This is a genomic window from Brevundimonas sp. FV1ye29L (assembly GCF_058681095.1).
In genome coordinates, this window is the sequence record NZ_CM178730.1 from 2,001,993 (window position 1) to 2,018,905 (window position 16,913).

Below are 16,913 nucleotides of genomic sequence, written 5' to 3' on the forward strand. Positions count from 1 at the left end.
GATCCCCCTCAGGTCTTTGAATCAGCGGCCTTCGCGGCGGCCGCGTTGAGATGCGCGCCGACGGATTCGATGGTGCGTTCGCCCAGGGCCCTGCGCCGCGCCAGCAGTTCGGGGGAACCGGCGTCGTAGTCGTCCATCAGCCGCTTCACGAACGACCCGTCGCGCACATCGGCCAGGACCCCGTCCATGGCGGTTCGCGACGCCTCCCCGATCACGCGCGGCCCGGTCAGATAGGCGCCGTACTCGGCCGTATTCGAGATCCTGGCGAAGGCCCCGGCGATGCCGCGCTCGTACATCAGGTCGGTCACCAGCTTGACCTCGTAGAAGCACTCGAACCAGGCCACCTCGGGCGGATAGCCGGCGTTCACCAGCTTCATGAAGGCGGCGTCGATCAGTTCGGCCACCCCGCCGCACAGCACGACCTGTTCTCCGAACAGGTCGCTTTCGCATTCGGCGGCGAAGGTGGTCTCGAGGATGCCCTTGCGGCCGCAACCGAGCGCGGCGGCATAGGACAGGCCCAGGGCATGGGCGTCGCCGGTTGCGTCCTGATGCACGCCGAACAGGCAGAAGACCCCCTCCCCGGCCTCATACAGATCGCGGATGCGCGGGCCGATGCCCTTGGGCGAGTCGAGGATGACGTCGAGATCGGCGCGGGGCGTCACCAGACCGAACCGCACCGACAGGCCGTGGGCGAAGATCAGGGCGGCGCCCGGGCGGATATGGGGCTCGATCTCGTCGCGATACAGGTCGCGGTGCGCCTCGTCGGAGACCATCATGGCCACGACGTCGGCGCCGGACGCCGCCTCGCCGGCCGTCATGACCGGAAAACCGTCGGCCTCGGCCTTCGCCCGGGTCGCCGAACTCGCCTTCAGGCCGATGACGATGTCCGACACGCCCGAGTCGCGCAGGTTCAAGGCGTGGGTGCGCCCCTGGCTGCCATAGCCGATCACGGCGACCCGCCTGCCCCGGATGATCGACAGGTCGCAGTCGCGGTCGTGGAAGACGGGCAGCGGATTGGTTATGGTGTCAGTCATGACCCGTCTCATAACCGCTTCCTCCGTCGTCGCCTTCTGGAAAGAGGCCGGCCCCGCCAGATGGTACGCCAGGGACGAGGCCTTCGACGCCGAATTCCGGGACGCCGGTCGGGATTTGCACCGGGCCGCCGCGCGCCGGGAGCTGGACGACTGGATGGAGACGGCCGAGGGGGCGCTGGCCCTGATGATCCTGCTGGATCAGTATCCGCGCAATTCGTATCGCGGCACGGCCCACCAGTTCGCCACCGACGGCCTGGGCCTGATGTTCGCCCGACAGGCCTGGGCCCGCGGCTGGCCGCAGACCTTCGACGCGGACCTGCGCCAGTTCTTCGTCACCCCGTACGAACATTCCGAGGATCTGGCTGATCAGGATATGGCCGTGGCCCTCTCGGCCGACATGCCCGAGGTGCTGAAGTTCGCCCACATCCACCGCGACATCATCGTCCGCTTCGGCCGGTTTCCGCACCGCAACAGGGCGCTGGGCCGCGAGATGACAGCCGAGGAGCAGGCGTTTCTGGATGGAGGCGGATTCGGGGGATGACCTCACTCTCCCTCTCCCGGCGGGAGAGGGAGGCCGCGCACGGCGGCGTCAGCCGTCGTTCTGGCGCGGGCGGGTGAGGGGGTACGATGCGAGCCGGGAGTCACCGAAATCCCTCACCCTTTCGCCTTGCCGATCGCTTCGCTCCCGGAGGCTCAAGCCCTCTCCCGCCGGGAGAGGGTTCCGCGCCTGTGGGCAAACGAATCAGTCGCGTGCCAAGCCCGCGAATCACAGGCATCCTCCGCTCCATGACTGTCGCCCTCGCCCATGCCGATCTCTCGATCCAGGCCGCCCCGGCTGACCATCCGGAGCACCAGTATCTGAACCTGCTGCGCGACATCCTCGACAACGGGGCGCGGCGCGACGACCGGACGGGCACGGGGACGCTGGGCGTGTTCGGCCGCCAGATGCGGTTTGACCTGTCGAAGGGGTTTCCCCTGCTGACCACCAAGAAGCTGCATCTGCGCTCGATCATCGTCGAGCTTCTGTGGTTCCTGCGCGGCGAAACCAACATCGGCTATCTGAAGGACCACAACGTCCGCATCTGGGACGAATGGGCCGACGCCGAGGGGGAGCTGGGTCCGGTCTATGGCAAGCAATGGCGATCGTGGACGGCGCCCGACGGCCGGATGATCGACCAGATCGAGAAGCTGGTGACCGGGTTGAAAACCAATCCCAACGGCCGCCGTCATATCGTCACGGCGTGGAACCCGGCCGATGTCGATGACATGGCCCTGCCGCCGTGCCACTGCCTGTTCCAGTTCTTCGTGGCGGACGGAAAACTGAGCTGCCAGCTGTACCAGCGCTCGGCCGACGTCTTCCTCGGCGTGCCGTTCAACATCGCCTCCTACGCCCTGCTGACGATGATGATGGCCCAGGTGGTCGGGCTGGAGCCGGGCGAGTTCATCCACACCTTCGGCGACGCCCACCTGTATCTGAACCACGTCGAACAGGCCGGGCTGCAGCTGACGCGCGAGCCCCTGGCCCTGCCGACCATGAAGATCACGCCGAAGAGCGATCTGTTCGCCTATGAACTGGCCGACTTCACCCTCGGCGACTATTCGCCCTGGCCGCACATCAAGGCGCCGGTTGCGATCTGATGTTCGTCTCGCGAAAAACGCTTCAGGGTCTCGCTCAGGGTAAACATGACGACGCTCTGCTGCTCTTGCGCAACAACCGATGTTCCAACGCTTACTATCTGGCCGGATATGCGCTGGAGCTCGGCTTCAAGGCGGCCGCCTGCAAGCTCTTTCTACCGGAGTGCCTACCGGATCGGAACCTTGTCGCAAGCCTCTATTCGAGTGGTCACGACCTCAAGATATTACCGGGCCTTGCGGGATTGAGTAAAGCGTTTGAAGAAGACCGCGCAGCGGACGCCAATCTGAGCGCCAACTGGTCAACAGTGAGCCAGTGGTCTGTGTCGAGCCGATATGAGATGATCGACGAGTTCCGAGCGGTCGAGATGGTCAACGCCGTCGGCGACGAAGCTCATGGAGTTTTGGCATGGCTGAAGAAGCACTGGTAGATTCTGACATTCGAGCCGGCTCCGCATTTGTGCAGTTGCTTGACCGCGTCGGCGTACCTGTAGCGGGAGCATTCTGGCTCTATCAGCCTGACGCCTGCCGTTGGCGCCTGATCATCGTGACCGAAGAAGCCCGAAAGGGAGGCAAAGAACTCTACCTCAAGGCAATAAATGCTGGCGCCGCGATCGATATGTCCAATGTCGAGTTTCAGCCACCTGAAAGCGCCGTTTTCCGCGCACTAGGCGGCATGATACACATTGAGGGAACAGGCGCAGTCAGAATGCGGCAAAACACTTTTAACGGCGTCTATGTCGAGGATGCGCTCGTCTATCGCTTGGCGGCTTAGTGCTTCTCTCCGACCTCACCGCCTCCGTCCTGCGCATCTCCGACATCTACGCCGCCGAGCATTCGATCGACCGCGACCGCGACTGGGCCCTGCTGAAGCTGCAGGAAGAGCTGGGCGAGCTGACGGCCGAGCATCTGCGGCTGTCTGGCCGGGCGCGGGGGACGCCGGATGAAAAAGCCTTGGGCGACGAGGCGGCGGACGTGCTGGGCATGCTGCTGATCTATTGCGCCCGGGCCGGCATCGATCTGGAAACCGCCATGCAGCGGAAATGGTTGAAGTGGCTGGAGCCGACCGGGGGCTGAGCCCCGATCCGTCAACAATCGTTAAATGGCGTCTCTGCGCCTAGCTTGACCGTGGTGTCAGGCGCACCCTCTCCGCCTTTCGAGCGCCCCGCGTACCGGGCGCGAGACACGCAGGGAGGAAAACATGCTGAAGAAATTCTCGGCCGAACTGGTCGGTACGGCAGTGCTGGTGTTGTTCGGGTGCGGGGCGGCGGTTCTGGGTGGCGACAATGTCGGTCAGCTGGGCATCGCCCTGGCGTTCGGCTTCGCCATCGTGGCCATGGCCTACGGCATCGGGCCGGTGTCAGGCTGCCATGTGAACCCGGCGGTCAGCCTGGCCGCCTTCGTAGCCGGGCGGATGTCGGCGAAGGACATGGGGCTGTACTGGGTCGCCCAGTTCATCGGCGCCGTGATCGGGGCCGCGATCCTCGGCACGATCGCAAAGACGGGCTTCGCCAGTCTGGGCCAGAACGGCTGGGGCCCGGGCTATCTCGGCGAATACGCCATGACGGCGGCCCTGATCTTCGAGATCGTCTTCACCGCCATCTTCGTGGTCGTCATCCTGGGCGTCACCGGCGAGAAGGCCCACGGGCCGTTCGCGGGCGTGGCCATCGGCATCACCCTGGCGGTCATCCACATGGTCGGCATTCAGGTAACGGGCGTCTCGGTCAATCCGGCCCGCAGCTTCGGCCCCGCCGTGCTGGCGGGCGGTCAGGCGCTGGATCAGCTGTGGCTGTTCTTCGTCGCCCCGGCCGTCGGTGCGATCATCGGGGCCCTGCTGTTCCGCTTGAAACTGCTGGAGCCGACGGCCTAAGCATATGTCTCAAGGGAGCGGCGCCCGCGTCGCTCCCGAAGACCGGAGACACCCATGCCAGTTCCCCAGATCGCCCTTGTGGTTGCGCGCGGGAGGAACGGCGTCATCGGCCGGGACGGCGACCTGCCCTGGACCCTGCGCAGCGACCTGCAGCGGTTCAAGGCCGTGACCCTGGGCAAGCCCTGTATCATGGGACGGGCGACGTGGGAGAGCCTGCCGCTGCGCCCCCTGCCCGGCCGGCTGAACCTCGTCCTGACCCGCGACATGTCCTATGACGAACAGGGCAAGGCCAAGGGCGCCGTGGTCTGCACCAATCTGGACGAGGCCATCGACATCGCCCGCGAGACCGCCATCGACGACGATGTGCATGAGGTCTGCGTCATCGGCGGATCGGCCCTGTTCGAGACCCTGTTGCCCCGCGCGCGCAGGCTCTACATCACCGAGGTGGATGCCGAACCCGAGGGCGACGTTCGGTTTCCCGATTTCGACGAGGCGGGCTGGACGGAGGTCGAATCCGTCAGCCAGGCGGCCGGCGAAAAGGACGACCACGCCATGACCTTCCGCATTCTGGAGAGGAGCTGACCATGCTGATCGTGACGACCAATGACGTCCCCGGCTATCGGGTGACGCAGACGCTGGGACTGGTGCGGGGCATCACGGTGCGCTCGCGCAACGTCATTTCCGACGCCATCGGCGGGCTGCAATCAATGCTGGGCGGTCGTGTCGGCGCCTATGTCAAACTGGCCGAGACGTCGCGGGCCGAGGCCCTGCAGGAGCTGGTCGCCCACGCCGAGGGCATGGGCGCCAATGCCGTCATCGCCATGCGCTATGAGGCCAATGAGATCATGGAGGGCGTCACCGAGGTGCTCGCCTATGGCACGGCGGTGGTGGTGGAGCCGGCGCGAGTGATTGGTGAATAGTGAATAGTGAATAGTGAATAGTGAATAGTGAGTAGTGATTAGTGATCGAGCGGCCTGATTCGCAAATTCCCGGTTACCAATCACTAATCACTACTCACTACTCACTCTTGTCAGGTCAGTTCCGCCATGTGCGAACGGTCGAAGGCCAGCAATTCGTCGTGGCGGCCCTCGCGAATCTTCTCGACCCAGCGCGGGTCGGCCAGCAGGGCGCGCCCGACGGCGACCAGATCGAACTCCTCACGCTCCAGCCGTTCGATCAGCCCGTCCAGGGACGCCGGCTGCGAGCCCGCGCCGCCAAAGGCCGCGATAAATTCGCCGTCCAGACCGACGGAACCGACCGTGATGGTCGGCTTGCCGGTGATCTTCTTGGCCCAGCCGGCGAAGTTGAGATCCGACCCCTCGAATTCGGGCTCCCAGAACCGCCGCTGCGAACAGTGGAAGACATCAACACCGGCGTCGGACAGCGGCATCAGCCATTCGGCCAGTTCGTCCGGCGTCTGGCCGATTTTCGCAGCATAGTCCTGCTGCTTCCACTGCGACAGGCGCAGGATCAGGGGGATGTCGTCGCCGACGCCCTCACGCACCGCCTTGACCACCTCGACGCCGAACCGGGCGCGCTCGGCGATGGTGGCGCCGCCCCACTGGTCCTCGCGGCCGTTCAGCCCGGTCCAGAAGAACTGGTCGATCAGATAGCCGTGGGCGCCGTGGATCTCGACGGCGTCGAAGCCGATATCCCGGGCGGCGCGGGCCGAACGACCGAAGGCGGAGATGGTGTCGGCGATGTCCTCCTCGGTCATCGGCTCGTATTTCTGCTTGCCGGGGGCGACGAGGCCCGAGGGGCTGTCGACCTGACCCAGCGGCTGCCAGTTCTCGCCCTGGCCGCGCGCGGCGCCGACATGCCAGATCTGCGGCGCGATCAGACCGCCGGCGGCATGGACCTCGTCCACCACCGTCTGCCATTGCGGCAGGGCCTCGCCGTGGAAGACCGGCACGGCCGCATCGTTACGGGCGGCGGGACGCTCGACCACCGTGCCCTCGGTGACAATCAGGCCGACGCCGCCCTCGGCGCGCCTGCGATAGTAGGCGGCCACGTCAGAGGTCGGGATGCCGCCCGGCGAGAACGACCGGGTCATCGGCGCCATGACGATGCGATTCGGCAGGGTCAGGGTCTTGATCGTAAACGGGCGGAACAGGGCGTCGACAGACATGGGCGGTCTCGGAAGGGAGGGCTGGAACCGCCAAGGTGGCGATTGCCGTTGCGTTTGAAAACCCTCAGGCGGGCGAAAAATTCCGGCCGCGTCTCCGCCCTTCTCCATTATGGGAGAGGGATTCAGATACCCAGCGCCGCTGCGATCCGCCCGGCGAACCCACCAAACCGCCCCGCCGTCTCCCCGGCCGGGTTTCCAGCCACAACCGGCACCCCCGCATCCCCGCCCTCACGCAAGGCCGCGTCCAGCGGCAGGTCGCCGAGATAGTCGATCGACTGGCGCCCCGCCTCCGCCTCGCCGCCACCGCGACCGAAGACCTCGCCGGACATATTCTCGATCAGGCCGAGCGTCGGCACGCCGACCTTCTGGAACAGGGCGTGCGCCCGACGGGCGTCGGCGAGGGCGACCTCCTGCGGCGTCGATACAATAACGGCGCCGTCCAGCGGCGTCTTCTGGATCAGGGTCAACTGGACGTCGCCGGTGCCGGGCGGCAGATCGACCACCAGAACGTCCAGCGGCGCCGCCTCCGTGCCCCATCGGGTCTGGGTCAGCATCTGGGTCAGGGCCTGGGAGGCCATGGGGCCGCGCCAGGCCATGGCGTCCCCGGCGCCGGTCAACAGCCCGACCGACATGGCCTTCAGACCATGGGCCAGATGCGGCTCCATCATGCCGTCGCGGTATTCGGGCTTGCCTGCGATGCCCAGCATGGTCGGCAGGGAGGGACCATAGACGTCGGCGTCCAGCACGCCGACCGACAGGCCCCTCTGCATCAGGGCGACGGCCAGGTTGACCGCGACGGTCGACTTGCCGACCCCGCCCTTGCCGCTGGCGATGGCGAGGACGCGGCGGACGTGGGCGGGGCGCTCGGTCGCGACCGGGGCCCTGGCCCGGGTCTGGTCCACCGCCTGGGGCGACAGGGAGGCGGTGCGGACGGGCCGGACGGCGGGGGCGGTCTCGGAGGTCAGGATGACCGACACCTTCATCATGCCCGGCAGGGCCTTCAGCGCCGCCTCGGCCGCATCGCGGATGGGGGCATAGAGGGCCGTTTCGGAGGCCGGAACCTCCATGGCGAAGCCGGCCCGGTCTTCGGCCACCGTCAAGCCGCGCACCAGACCGGCGTCGAACAGCCCCTGCCCCGATTTCGGATCGGCGATGGCGTTCAGAACGGCGATGACGGCGTCACGGTCGATCAAGCGGATCTCCAGTCGGGCTTCGGGCAGGCCTTGGCGGGCTTGCGGGCGGGGTGCAGGCCTTCTATCGCCGAACCCTCCCTGTCGGCGAGTCCTGTCCGTGTCCCTGCCCCCGATACAGTTGATCGCCGGACCGACCGCCTCGGGCAAGTCGGCCTTGGCCCTGAAGCTGGCGGCCGAAAGCGGGGCCGTCATCGTCAACGCCGACAGCCAGCAGCTGTATGCCGACCTGCGCATCCTGACCGCCCGTCCCTCGCCCGCGGAAGAGGGCATGGCGGATCACCGGCTGTACGGCGTGGCTGATGCGGCCGAGGCCTGGTCGGTCGGCCGCTGGAGCCGGGCGGTCCTGGACCTGCTGGCTGAACTGGCGGCGGAGAACCGTCCGGCGATCCTCGTCGGCGGCACGGGCCTGTATTTCAGCGCCCTGACGCGCGGCCTCGCCGATATTCCGGCCGTGCCGGCGGCCGTACGCGCCGCAGTCGAGGCCGACTATGAGGCGCGGGGCGAGGCCGTCTTTCGCGCGGATCTCGCCGAAAGCGACCCAAGGGCCGCCGCCGCTATCGCGCAGGGTGACCGCCAGCGGCTGGTTCGGGCCTTGAGCGTGCTGCGCCACAGCGGCCGGTCGCTCAGCGACTGGCAGGCGGCCACCCGCCCCCTGTTGCCGCCCGGATCATGGACCGCGCTGGTCCTTGAGCCCCAGAGAGCGGCGCTCTACGCCCGCTGTGACGACCGGGTCGAGATGATGATGGCGGGAGGCGCTGTCGAGGAGGTGCGCGCCCTCGTCGCCCGCGACCTGGCCCCGGCCCTGCCGGCCATGAAGGCCGTCGGGGTGCGCGAACTGGCGGCGATGCTGGCGGGCGAGCTGTCGCGCAATGACGCCGTGGCGGCGCTGAAACAGGCGACCCGCAACTACGCCAAACGCCAGCTGACCTGGTTCAGGAACCAGACGCGGGAATGGCCCCGTCACATTCCCTGATCTCCTCGCAAGGCCTGCCGACAATTCCTTTCCGCGAGGAAATTTGGAGTCGGGCCAAGCATCCCCTATATAGGCCCTGTCCGGGTTCGCCCGGACTATGGCGATAAACGCGCTTGTAATAAGCGGACCGGACCCGGGTGCGATTCCCGGCGGCTCCACCAACTTTCTCCCCGCGTTATCGGCGGAGGCAGCATGGGGCCGACTAGCATCGACGGACGTGTAAAGAGGATTGCTTTCGCTCGTCCTGGCCCACCGTATCGGGCCATTTTCTAACTGCGAACGATAACTTCGCTGGAGAAGTCCGCCTCGCCGCGTAATGCGGTTCGGTTGATTTCGAACACTTAAGTCCTGGGGGTTCAGATCCTCAGGCGGGGCCCGGAGGGCGCCTGGCAACAGAAGCCCTCCACTCTCCCCACCTCTCGAGGCGCCCTCCTTTCTTTTTCAGGAGAATGGGGAAGCCTGGCAACCGAATCCCCGGTACTTCGCCTTCATCGACATTGTTTTCCGGACACGGCGCCTTTCGCGGCGGCGCAGGCGCGGCTATCAGGTCTGACGAAGCGTTGAGGATATGATGGCCGACGAACCTGCCGACCTGATGGATTATGGAACGCTGGAGCAGGAAGCCCTGCGCAGCGTCGTGCGTCTGTCCCTGCTGCGCGCTGCCGAATCTGACGGCCTGCCCGGCGAGCATCACCTCTATATCACCTTCAAGACCCGGGCGCCCGGCGTCAGCCTGCCGCCGGATGTCGTGGCGAAATATCCGGACGACATGACCATCGTTCTCCAGCACCAGTACTGGGACCTGACGGTCGACCATGACCTGTTCTCGGTCATGCTGAAGTTCGGCGGCATGCCCAAGGTGCTGACGGTGCCCTATTCCGCCGTGACCCGGTTTGCCGATCCGGCCGTGGACTATGAACTGACGTTCGACGCGCCCGACATCGAGCCCGAACCCGTGCTGACGATGAAGTCCGACGTCCGCTCGGCGACCGACCCGGCCTCCGAAGACGGCCCGGACGACGGCCCCAAGGTCGTGTCCCTGGACCAGTTTCGCAAGAAATAGACCGTCGCGGGGGCCGCCTCACGGCGCCTGTGCCGGCGGGAGCGGGCCGCGACGCTTGCCATCGGCTGGATGGCGGAATAGAACATTTAGTGAACATCGAGGAGGGAAAGGCGATGCTGACCGGGGGCTGCCACTGCGGCGATATCCGCTACGAAACCGCTGAAGAGGCGGTCCATCATTCGCTCTGCCATTGCACCGACTGCCGCAAATCGTCCGGCGCCCCCGCCGTGGCCTGGGCGCTCGCCCCGGCGGATCAGGTGCGGATCAGCGGCGAGCCGGTCTGGTATGCCTCGTCCGGGCACGGGCGGCGCGGCTTCTGCGGACGCTGCGGCACGGGCCTGTTCTACACCAATGCGGAGGTCTTCCCGGACCAGATCGACATACAGAGCGCCACCCTCGACAACCCGGACGCCCTCCCGCTCCAGGGTCAGATCCAGACCGCCGAGCGAATCGGCTGGATGGCCAATCTGGACCAGCTTCCGGCATTTGCGCGCTACCCGGGGCCGCCGGAGGCCTGACGCGGCCAGGCGCGGATCGCGATCCGCTCGCGCTCGCCCTCGAACCGCTCGACCAGCAGTCGGGCGACCTGGGCGTCGTCATGAAACAGATACCCCTTGATGGCGTCCAGCAGGGCCTTGGCCAGGTTGTCGAGGTCGAGGACGGGCGGCTCGCCGACATGCTCCATGCGGATCTCCACCACATAGTCGCCCCATGACGGCCGCGACGACCACTCCTTGCGCATAAACTCATACACCAGGGGCTTGTAGTACTTGGCCTGGGTGGTGAGGCCTTCGATGGTGATTTCGACGACGTCACCGACCTCGCGCGCCCGGACCTTGCCCGTACCGATCCAGCCTGCCGTCATCGACGAAGCCCCGGGCTGGTCCTGCGCGCCTTGTCCTGCATGGATCCCGTGCTACACCGCGGCGCATTCCTCCGCCACGCCTGAGAGAGCCGTCCGCGCCATGACCGACGCCAAAGCCGATACCCGCATCGAAACCGATACCTTCGGTCCCATCGAGGTCGCCTCGGACCGCTACTGGGGCGCCCAGGCGCAGCGCAGCCTCGGCAACTTCAGGATCGGCTGGGAGAAACAGCCCCTGCCTGTGGTCCGTGCCCTGGGCATCGTCAAACGCGCGGCGGCCGAGACCAATATGGCCCTGGGCCGGCTGGACCCGGCCATCGGCGCCGCCATCGTCGCCGCCGCCAATGAGGTCATCGAAGGCAGGCTGAACGATCACTTCCCGCTGGTCGTCTGGCAGACCGGGTCGGGCACCCAGTCGAACATGAACGCCAATGAGGTGATCAGTAACCGCGCCATCGAGATGCTGGGCGGCGAGATGGGCTCGAAAAAGCCGGTCCACCCCAACGACCACGTCAATATGAGCCAGTCGTCCAACGACACCTATCCCACGGCCATGCACGTCGCCTGCGCCGAACAGGTGGTCAACGACCTGCTCCCGGCGCTGAAGCATCTCCACACCGCCCTGAAGGCCAGGTCCGAGGCCTGGGCCCGCATCATCAAGATCGGCCGCACCCACACCCAGGACGCCACGCCCCTGACGCTCGGTCAGGAGTTCGGCGGCTATGCCCAACAGGTCGAGAACGGCATCGCCCGGATCGAAATGACCCTGCCCGCCCTTATGGAACTGGCCCAGGGCGGCACCGCCGTCGGCACCGGCCTGAACGCCCCGATCGGTTTCGCCGAGAAGGTGGCCGAACAGATCGCCGGCATCACCGGCCTGCCCTTCACCACGGCCCCGAACAAGTTCGAGGCCCTCGCCGCCCACGACGCCATGGTCTTCTCGCACGGCGCCATCAACACGGTGGCCGCGTCGCTGTTCAAGATCGCCAACGACATCCGCTTCCTCGGCTCCGGCCCGCGTTCGGGTCTGGGCGAACTGGCCCTGCCGGAAAACGAGCCGGGGTCGTCGATCATGCCGGGCAAGGTCAATCCGACCCAGTGCGAGGCCCTGACCCAGGTCTGTGTCCAGGTGTTCGGCAACAACGCCGCCATCACCTTCGCCGGGTCACAGGGCCATTTCGAGCTGAACGTCTACAACCCGGTGATGGCCTACAACTTCCTGCAGTCGGTCCGGCTGATGGCCGATGCGGCCGTCAGCTTCACCGACAACTGCGTGGTCGGCATCGAGCCCCGCATCGACAACATCGAGCGCGGCCTGAACAACTCCCTGATGCTGGTCACCGCCCTGAACGGCAAGCTGGGCTATGACGCCTGCGCGAAGATCGCCAAGACCGCGCACAAGAACGGCACCACCCTGCGCCAGGAAGCCGTCGGCGGCGGCTATCTGACGGACGCCGAGTTCGACGAGGCCGTGCGGCCGGAGAAGATGATCTCGCCGGGGTAAGACGCCTGCCCTGTTTGGTGGCGGGCATTTTGATTTGGATGTAGGCTACATTCATGGGCAAGGGCGAGCTGAAGATCGAGATCGATCCCGCAATGGTCGCGGAAGCGGAGAAACTGGGCGTGGACCTGTCGAGGGCGGGGCTGGGCGGGGTAGAACTGGCGCTCGCTCGAGGCAGGAATGCTCTGATGACGGACGCGGACCGGGCACGGGATGCCCGTGCCTGGGCCGAGGAGAACGCAGAAGCGATGAAAGCTTACAGTGCGCGCATTGAGCGCGACGGCGTCTTCGGTGAGGATTTCAGGACCTGGTGATGCGCCAGTTCGACGTGTTTTCGAACCCGTCGCCGCGCTCTCGCATGGCCGCTCCATACATCGTCCTGATGCAATCCCACTTCGTAGAGGAGATGCCAACGGCGCTGATCGCGCCGTTGATCCGGGAGCCTCGCAGCGGCGATTTCACCCGTGTTTCGCTCGCGGTTCGATGGAACGACGAACGGCTCCATCTATCGCTGCCTGAAATGGCGCCCATCAGAAGATCAGAACTCAAGCGGGCCGTCGGCGACCTCAGGCGGTATGATGACGACATCCGTCGCGCGCTCGACCGGCTGTTCACGGGCTTCTGAGATGACCGCCCTGACACGCCCCTACTGGATCGAGGCCCTGTTCGAACGGCGCGAGGGGTGGGACGAGGCCATCTATCCGTTCAACCTGCCGGCGGTGCGGTCGCTGCACAGTCTGAAATTTCACCCGAACGTCACCTTCCTCGTCGGCGACAACGGCTCGGGCAAATCGACCCTGATCGAGGCCCTGGCCGTGGCCTGGGGGTTCAATGCCGAGGGCGGCGGACGGGAGCACCAGTTCGGCGCCCGCGACAGCCATTCGCCGCTGCACCGCTTTGTCCGGCCGGTCAAATCACCGCAACGGGTTCAGGACGGCTTCTTCCTGCGCGCCGAGAGCTTCTTCAACGTCGCCAGCTATCTCGAGGACCCCGAAGTCCGCGGGACCCGATACGGCAAGCAAAAGCTGCACGAACAGTCGCATGGCGAGAGCTTCTTCGCCCTGTTCGACAACCGGTTCATCGGCGACGGCCTCTACATCCTCGACGAACCCGAGGCCGCCCTGTCGCCGACCCGGCAGCTGTCGTTTCTGGCCCGGATGCATGAGCTGGTTCAGGCGCGGTCGCAGCTGATCATCGCCACCCACTCCCCGATCCTGCTCGGCTATCCGAACGCCTGGATCTATCAGGCGTCCGCACACGGGCTGGACCGTGTCGCCTACGAGGACACCGACCACTACCAGATCACGCGCAACTTCCTGACCCGGCGCGAGATGATGCTGGACGTCCTGCTGTCCGACGACGACTGACCGCGCTCAGGGCTTTTCCCGGATCGTGCGGCCGATGGGGGCCAGGGCCAGCTTGGCCAGTTCGAGGTCCTTGAGCGCGAACGGGATGCCGATGATCGAGACGAACTCGGCCACGGCGATCATCAGATGGGCCAGGGCGATCCACCACCCGGCCACCACCAGCCAGATCACATTCATGCCGACGCCCAGGCACCCCTGACCCAGGTCGGCCGGATCAGGGTCGCGCCAGACGATCTCGCGCCCGAACGGCCAGAAGGAATAGGCGGCGATCCGCCAGGCCGCAAAGGCCCAGGGCAGGCCGACGATGGTCACGGCCAGCAACAGGCCGCCGAACAGCCAGGCGACGCCCGAGACGAAACCGCCGAACAGGAGCCAGAGCAGATTGAGTATGAGTCGGATCATGATGCTGTGAATTTGGCGAAGCAGAGCCGTGGACGCAATGATTCAGGGGAAAAGATGTCCACGATTTCACCTTTGCGTCGTTGTCACGGCATAGTGGAGACAGGTTCATCCGCCTTGAGACCGATCATGACCCGTCGCGCCGGACTGTTGATACTGCTCCTGACCTGGAGCGTGGGGCTTGGCGCCTGCGGGACGCTCGAACGTCCCGACGGCCCGCTGCGGATTGCGCCGTCCAGCGTGCAACGCGTGGCCGACCCCCGCATCCGGGCCAATGACGCCGTCAAACTGCAGGCCCTTGCGAATGACATGGCCGCGCGGCTCGGAGGCGGCGGGCGCGGCCAGGCGGTTCTGGCCCTGTCGGGCGGCGGGGCCAACGGAGCCTATGGGGCGGGCGTGATCGTCGGCTGGACCGAACGGGGCGATCGTCCGGCCTTCGGCATGGTGACGGGGGTCAGCACCGGAGCTCTCGCGGCCCCCTTCGCCTTTCTGGGCCCGGAATGGGATGACGAGCTGAGGGCGGCCTACACAGGCGGCGGCACCGCCGGCCTGCTCAGCCCGCGTACGCTTTCCGCCTTTCGCGCGCCCGCCCTGTTCAGTTCGCGCGTTCTCAAGGCTCTGGTCGAGCAGAATGTCACGCCCGAACTGTTGCAGGCGATCGCTGTCGAACACGCCAGGGGCCGCCGCCTTCTGGTGGCGACCACCAATCTGGACACCGAGGAGACGGTGATCTGGGACATGGGGGTCATCGCCGCCCAGGGCGAACCCGCCCTTTCGCTGTTCCGGGATGTTCTGGTCGCCTCGGCCAGCATCCCCGGGGTGTTTCCGCCCGTCCTGATCGCCGGCGTGAACGATGACGACGAGATCATCATGGACATGCATGTGGACGGCGGCGTGAACATCCCCTTCCTCGCGATACCGGAAGATCTGCTGCTCTGGACCAATCCGCGCCAGAACAGGGCCGGCGGCGCCCTGTATATCGTCGTCAACGGCCAGGTGGGTCGCACCGCCGGGGTGACGCCGGGCCGGCTGGACGGAATTCTCGCCCGTACCTATGACAGTATGAGCAAGGCGTCGCTGCGGACATCGCTGGCGGCGACGGCCGCCTTTTCCGCGCGCAACGGCCTGGCCATGTCGATGTCGGCCATCCCGGACAACGTCAGCGTCTCCAGCCTGAAGTTCGACACCGCCACCATGGAGGCCCTGTTCGAGCTCGGCCGCGCCCGGGCCGCCTCTGGCTCGGCATGGTCGTCGGTCAGCCTCTCCGGGCGGCCTGAACCCTTCATCGCCAGCCAGGATATTCCGGCAGACCAGATTCCGGACGAGTTGAAGAGCCCCGACACGCCGGACGAGGCTCCCGCACCGACGCCCGTACCGGATCAGTGAGGTTTTTCAGTCCAGCGCGCCCTGGCCTCGTCCTTCGTCAGGGTCAGGCGGACATGCTCGTCCACATGATCGACCCAGCTGACGGGGATCATGTGGTGTTTGAATCCGCCGGCGAGGTCCAGCTTGGCCAGTTCGATCTGGTCGCCGATCACATGATCGACCCGACCGATATGTTCGCCGTCCGAACCGACGACTTCCAGATGTTCACGGATCAGGGTGGGGTCCACCATGGGTCTTCTCCTGCAGAGGGTTTCGATGGATGATCAACGCCCGCCCCGCCGCCCCGTTTCAGCGTGGCTGCGGCAAGTCGCCGACAATCATCGCTTCACAGGAAGTCGCGTGTCCGAGGTCATCAATCTGAACCGGGTGCGCAAGGCGCGGGACAAGGCGGCATCGAAAAGCCGTGCGGCGCAAAATCGCGTTGTCCATGGCCGGACCGGTCCGGAAAAGGCCGCCGCCCGGATCGAGGCCGAGCGGGCTGCGCGCCTTCTGGATGGAGCGAAACGCGAGGAAGACTGAACAGCCCCGCCTCAGGCCCTCTCGGCGGGCGCGCGCACGATCAGGGCCTGACCGGCGATGACGAGGGCGAGGCCGGCGGCGGCCGGCCAGCCGAAACGGGCGTTCTCGAACAGCACCGACACCGCCATGGCGATCAACGGCGTCAGGGCACCGATATAGCTGGCCAGGGTGAATCCTCTCGAACGGGCCAGGGAAAAGTACAGTACGAAGGCGATCACCGAGCCGAAGACCGCCAGATAAAGCAGCGAACCGACGTAGGCGACGGTCATCTCGAACCGCCATTCAACGCCAGTGGCCAGGCCGATCAGGGTCAGCAGCCCCGCGCCATAGGTCATGGCCCAGGCCGTGGACGGCAGGACCATCGCCCCGGTCTGCTGCCCCCGCCAGGCGAAATAGTTGGCGCCGGTCGAGGCGGCCGAGGCGAGGATGGCCAGGGCGATGCCGACGCCGGCCGTGGGGCCGAGGCGGGCGCCGGCCAGTTCGCCCCCGGTCAGCACCAGAACGCCCAGGGCCCCGAGCGCCGCCCCAAGCCACACGGTGCGCGCGGCCCTGTGACCCTCGACGAGGCGGAACAGAATCAGGTTCATCAGGGCCATTGAGGCGAAGGCCACCGCCACGACGCCCGATGTCACCCGTTCCTCGGCCATGTAGACGCAGGCATAGCTCAGGGCGAAGGCCAGGGCGCCCTGCCCCATCGCCGTCAGATGCTGGCCGCGCGTCAGACGGATGGACCGCCCGCTCACCAGACAGCCTGCAAACAGAACCGCTGCAGCGATGGCGAATCGCCAGACCACCGACGCCACGGGGTCGACAACCCCCAGCTGGAAGGTGATGGCGAACCAGGTCGTGCCCCAGATCACGGCGCAGACTGCGACCGACGCCAGGGCCAGGTTGCGCCCCATGGCGACCGGGGATCTGACGGGATTGGACGAGGAACGGGACACGATCGGACTTCCAGGCCGCCGGGGGGTCGGCGCGGCGCA

At 66.4% G+C, this 16,913-nt stretch carries 24 protein-coding genes and 1 other RNA gene; 18 read left to right on the plus strand and 7 right to left on the minus strand.

Annotated features, from left to right (window positions below):
* Positions 1-8: 8 nt before the first annotated feature.
* Entirely contained in the window at positions 9-1,034 is a 1,026-nt protein-coding gene (gene ilvC, locus ACW17W_RS09835; RefSeq protein ID WP_492076685.1) for a ketol-acid reductoisomerase, read from the minus strand.
* On the opposite strand from ilvC, the gene ACW17W_RS09840 reads away from it, so the two are divergent.
* The 8 genes from ACW17W_RS09840 to ACW17W_RS09875 all read left to right on the plus strand — a co-directional run bounded on the left by ACW17W_RS09840 (position 1,033) and on the right by ACW17W_RS09875 (position 5,456).
* The gene (locus tag ACW17W_RS09840; protein WP_492076686.1) at positions 1,033-1,575 is read left to right on the plus strand and encodes a DUF924 family protein; all 543 of its coding nucleotides are present in this window, start codon (positions 1,033-1,035) and stop codon (positions 1,573-1,575) included. The two genes, ilvC and ACW17W_RS09840, sit on opposite strands and share 2 nt — an antisense overlap.
* 245 nt (positions 1,576-1,820) lie before the next feature.
* Complete coding sequence (locus ACW17W_RS09845; protein WP_492076687.1) at positions 1,821-2,672, plus strand: thymidylate synthase; 852 nt, start codon at positions 1,821-1,823, stop codon at positions 2,670-2,672.
* Positions 2,672-3,097: a hypothetical protein gene (locus tag ACW17W_RS09850; RefSeq protein WP_492076688.1), complete on the plus strand. Its 426-nt coding sequence runs from the start codon at positions 2,672-2,674 to the stop codon at positions 3,095-3,097. The genes ACW17W_RS09845 and ACW17W_RS09850 overlap by 1 nt, the downstream gene beginning before the upstream one ends.
* Positions 3,076-3,441, plus strand: a complete 366-nt coding sequence (locus ACW17W_RS09855) for a hypothetical protein (protein ID WP_492076689.1) — start codon at positions 3,076-3,078, stop codon at positions 3,439-3,441. Before ACW17W_RS09850 ends, ACW17W_RS09855 begins: the two co-directional genes overlap by 22 nt.
* Positions 3,441-3,743, plus strand: a complete 303-nt coding sequence (locus ACW17W_RS09860; protein ID WP_492076690.1) for a phosphoribosyl-ATP pyrophosphohydrolase — start codon at positions 3,441-3,443, stop codon at positions 3,741-3,743. The genes ACW17W_RS09855 and ACW17W_RS09860 overlap by 1 nt, the downstream gene beginning before the upstream one ends.
* 124 nt (positions 3,744-3,867) lie before the next feature.
* Entirely contained in the window at positions 3,868-4,536 is a 669-nt protein-coding gene (locus tag ACW17W_RS09865; RefSeq protein ID WP_492076691.1) for an aquaporin, read from the plus strand.
* A gap of 54 nt (positions 4,537-4,590) precedes the next feature.
* Positions 4,591-5,118 carry a dihydrofolate reductase gene (locus ACW17W_RS09870; protein ID WP_492076692.1) on the plus strand — a complete coding sequence of 176 codons (528 nt, stop codon included), beginning with the start codon at positions 4,591-4,593 and terminating at the stop codon, positions 5,116-5,118.
* Positions 5,119-5,120: 2 nt separating this feature from the next.
* Positions 5,121-5,456 (plus strand): YbjQ family protein, encoded by a 336-nt coding sequence (locus ACW17W_RS09875; protein WP_492076693.1) that lies wholly within the window; start codon positions 5,121-5,123, stop codon positions 5,454-5,456.
* A gap of 110 nt (positions 5,457-5,566) precedes the next feature.
* On the opposite strand, the gene ACW17W_RS09880 is transcribed toward ACW17W_RS09875, so the two are convergent.
* Together ACW17W_RS09880 and ACW17W_RS09885 are read right to left on the minus strand one after the other, a co-directional pair.
* A complete protein-coding gene (locus ACW17W_RS09880) occupies positions 5,567-6,664 on the minus strand; it encodes an NADH:flavin oxidoreductase (RefSeq protein WP_492076694.1) in 1,098 nt (365 codons plus the stop codon).
* A 122-nt stretch (positions 6,665-6,786) separates the two neighbouring features.
* Complete coding sequence (locus ACW17W_RS09885) at positions 6,787-7,857, minus strand: Mrp/NBP35 family ATP-binding protein (RefSeq protein ID WP_492076695.1); 1,071 nt, start codon at positions 7,855-7,857, stop codon at positions 6,787-6,789.
* Between the two features lie 97 nt (positions 7,858-7,954).
* Here ACW17W_RS09885 and miaA point away from each other — a divergent pair, with 97 nt between their 5' ends.
* The 4 genes from miaA to ACW17W_RS09905 all read left to right on the plus strand — a co-directional run bounded on the left by miaA (position 7,955) and on the right by ACW17W_RS09905 (position 10,411).
* On the plus strand, positions 7,955-8,830 hold the full coding sequence (gene miaA, locus ACW17W_RS09890) for a tRNA (adenosine(37)-N6)-dimethylallyltransferase MiaA (RefSeq protein ID WP_492076696.1): 876 nt from the start codon (positions 7,955-7,957) through the stop codon (positions 8,828-8,830).
* Between the two features lie 39 nt (positions 8,831-8,869).
* Positions 8,870-9,238, plus strand: a transfer-messenger RNA (tmRNA) gene (gene ssrA, locus ACW17W_RS09895).
* A 163-nt stretch (positions 9,239-9,401) separates the two neighbouring features.
* A complete protein-coding gene (locus ACW17W_RS09900; protein WP_492076697.1) occupies positions 9,402-9,893 on the plus strand; it encodes an SspB family protein in 492 nt (163 codons plus the stop codon).
* A gap of 113 nt (positions 9,894-10,006) precedes the next feature.
* Complete coding sequence (locus tag ACW17W_RS09905) at positions 10,007-10,411, plus strand: GFA family protein (protein WP_492076698.1); 405 nt, start codon at positions 10,007-10,009, stop codon at positions 10,409-10,411.
* Here ACW17W_RS09905 and ACW17W_RS09910 read toward each other — a convergent pair.
* Positions 10,387-10,758: a RusA family crossover junction endodeoxyribonuclease gene (locus ACW17W_RS09910; protein ID WP_492076699.1), complete on the minus strand. Its 372-nt coding sequence runs from the start codon at positions 10,756-10,758 to the stop codon at positions 10,387-10,389. The genes ACW17W_RS09905 and ACW17W_RS09910 overlap by 25 nt on opposite strands.
* Positions 10,759-10,858: 100 nt before the next feature.
* Here ACW17W_RS09910 and fumC point away from each other — a divergent pair, with 100 nt between their 5' ends.
* The 4 genes from fumC to ACW17W_RS09930 are packed head-to-tail and all read left to right on the plus strand — an operon-like array spanning position 10,859 to position 13,626.
* The gene (gene fumC, locus ACW17W_RS09915; protein WP_492076700.1) at positions 10,859-12,262 is read left to right on the plus strand and encodes a class II fumarate hydratase; all 1,404 of its coding nucleotides are present in this window, start codon (positions 10,859-10,861) and stop codon (positions 12,260-12,262) included.
* Between the two features lie 53 nt (positions 12,263-12,315).
* Positions 12,316-12,573: a type II toxin-antitoxin system CcdA family antitoxin gene (locus tag ACW17W_RS09920; protein WP_492076701.1), complete on the plus strand. Its 258-nt coding sequence runs from the start codon at positions 12,316-12,318 to the stop codon at positions 12,571-12,573.
* The gene (locus ACW17W_RS09925) at positions 12,573-12,884 is read left to right on the plus strand and encodes a CcdB family protein (RefSeq protein ID WP_492076702.1); all 312 of its coding nucleotides are present in this window, start codon (positions 12,573-12,575) and stop codon (positions 12,882-12,884) included. The genes ACW17W_RS09920 and ACW17W_RS09925 overlap by 1 nt, the downstream gene beginning before the upstream one ends.
* 1 nt (position 12,885) lies before the next feature.
* Positions 12,886-13,626, plus strand: a complete 741-nt coding sequence (locus ACW17W_RS09930) for an AAA family ATPase (RefSeq protein ID WP_492076703.1) — start codon at positions 12,886-12,888, stop codon at positions 13,624-13,626.
* A gap of 6 nt (positions 13,627-13,632) precedes the next feature.
* Here ACW17W_RS09930 and ACW17W_RS09935 read toward each other — a convergent pair whose 3' ends face one another.
* Positions 13,633-14,028 carry a YccF domain-containing protein gene (locus tag ACW17W_RS09935; RefSeq protein WP_492076704.1) on the minus strand — a complete coding sequence of 132 codons (396 nt, stop codon included), beginning with the start codon at positions 14,026-14,028 and terminating at the stop codon, positions 13,633-13,635.
* Positions 14,029-14,154: 126 nt separating this feature from the next.
* On the opposite strand from ACW17W_RS09935, the gene ACW17W_RS09940 reads away from it, so the two are divergent.
* Positions 14,155-15,411, plus strand: a complete 1,257-nt coding sequence (locus ACW17W_RS09940) for a patatin-like phospholipase family protein (protein ID WP_492076705.1) — start codon at positions 14,155-14,157, stop codon at positions 15,409-15,411.
* Here the strand turns inward: ACW17W_RS09940 and ACW17W_RS09945 are convergent.
* Complete coding sequence (locus ACW17W_RS09945; protein ID WP_492076706.1) at positions 15,405-15,641, minus strand: DUF2171 domain-containing protein; 237 nt, start codon at positions 15,639-15,641, stop codon at positions 15,405-15,407. The genes ACW17W_RS09940 and ACW17W_RS09945 overlap by 7 nt on opposite strands.
* Before the next feature lie 109 nt (positions 15,642-15,750).
* Here ACW17W_RS09945 and ACW17W_RS09950 point away from each other — a divergent pair, with 109 nt between their 5' ends.
* On the plus strand, positions 15,751-15,930 hold the full coding sequence (locus ACW17W_RS09950) for a DUF4169 family protein (RefSeq protein ID WP_492076707.1): 180 nt from the start codon (positions 15,751-15,753) through the stop codon (positions 15,928-15,930).
* An 11-nt stretch (positions 15,931-15,941) separates the two neighbouring features.
* Here the strand turns inward: ACW17W_RS09950 and ACW17W_RS09955 are convergent, their stop codons facing one another.
* Positions 15,942-16,874: a DMT family transporter gene (locus ACW17W_RS09955; protein WP_492076708.1), complete on the minus strand. Its 933-nt coding sequence runs from the start codon at positions 16,872-16,874 to the stop codon at positions 15,942-15,944.
* Positions 16,875-16,913: the final 39 nt, after the last annotated feature.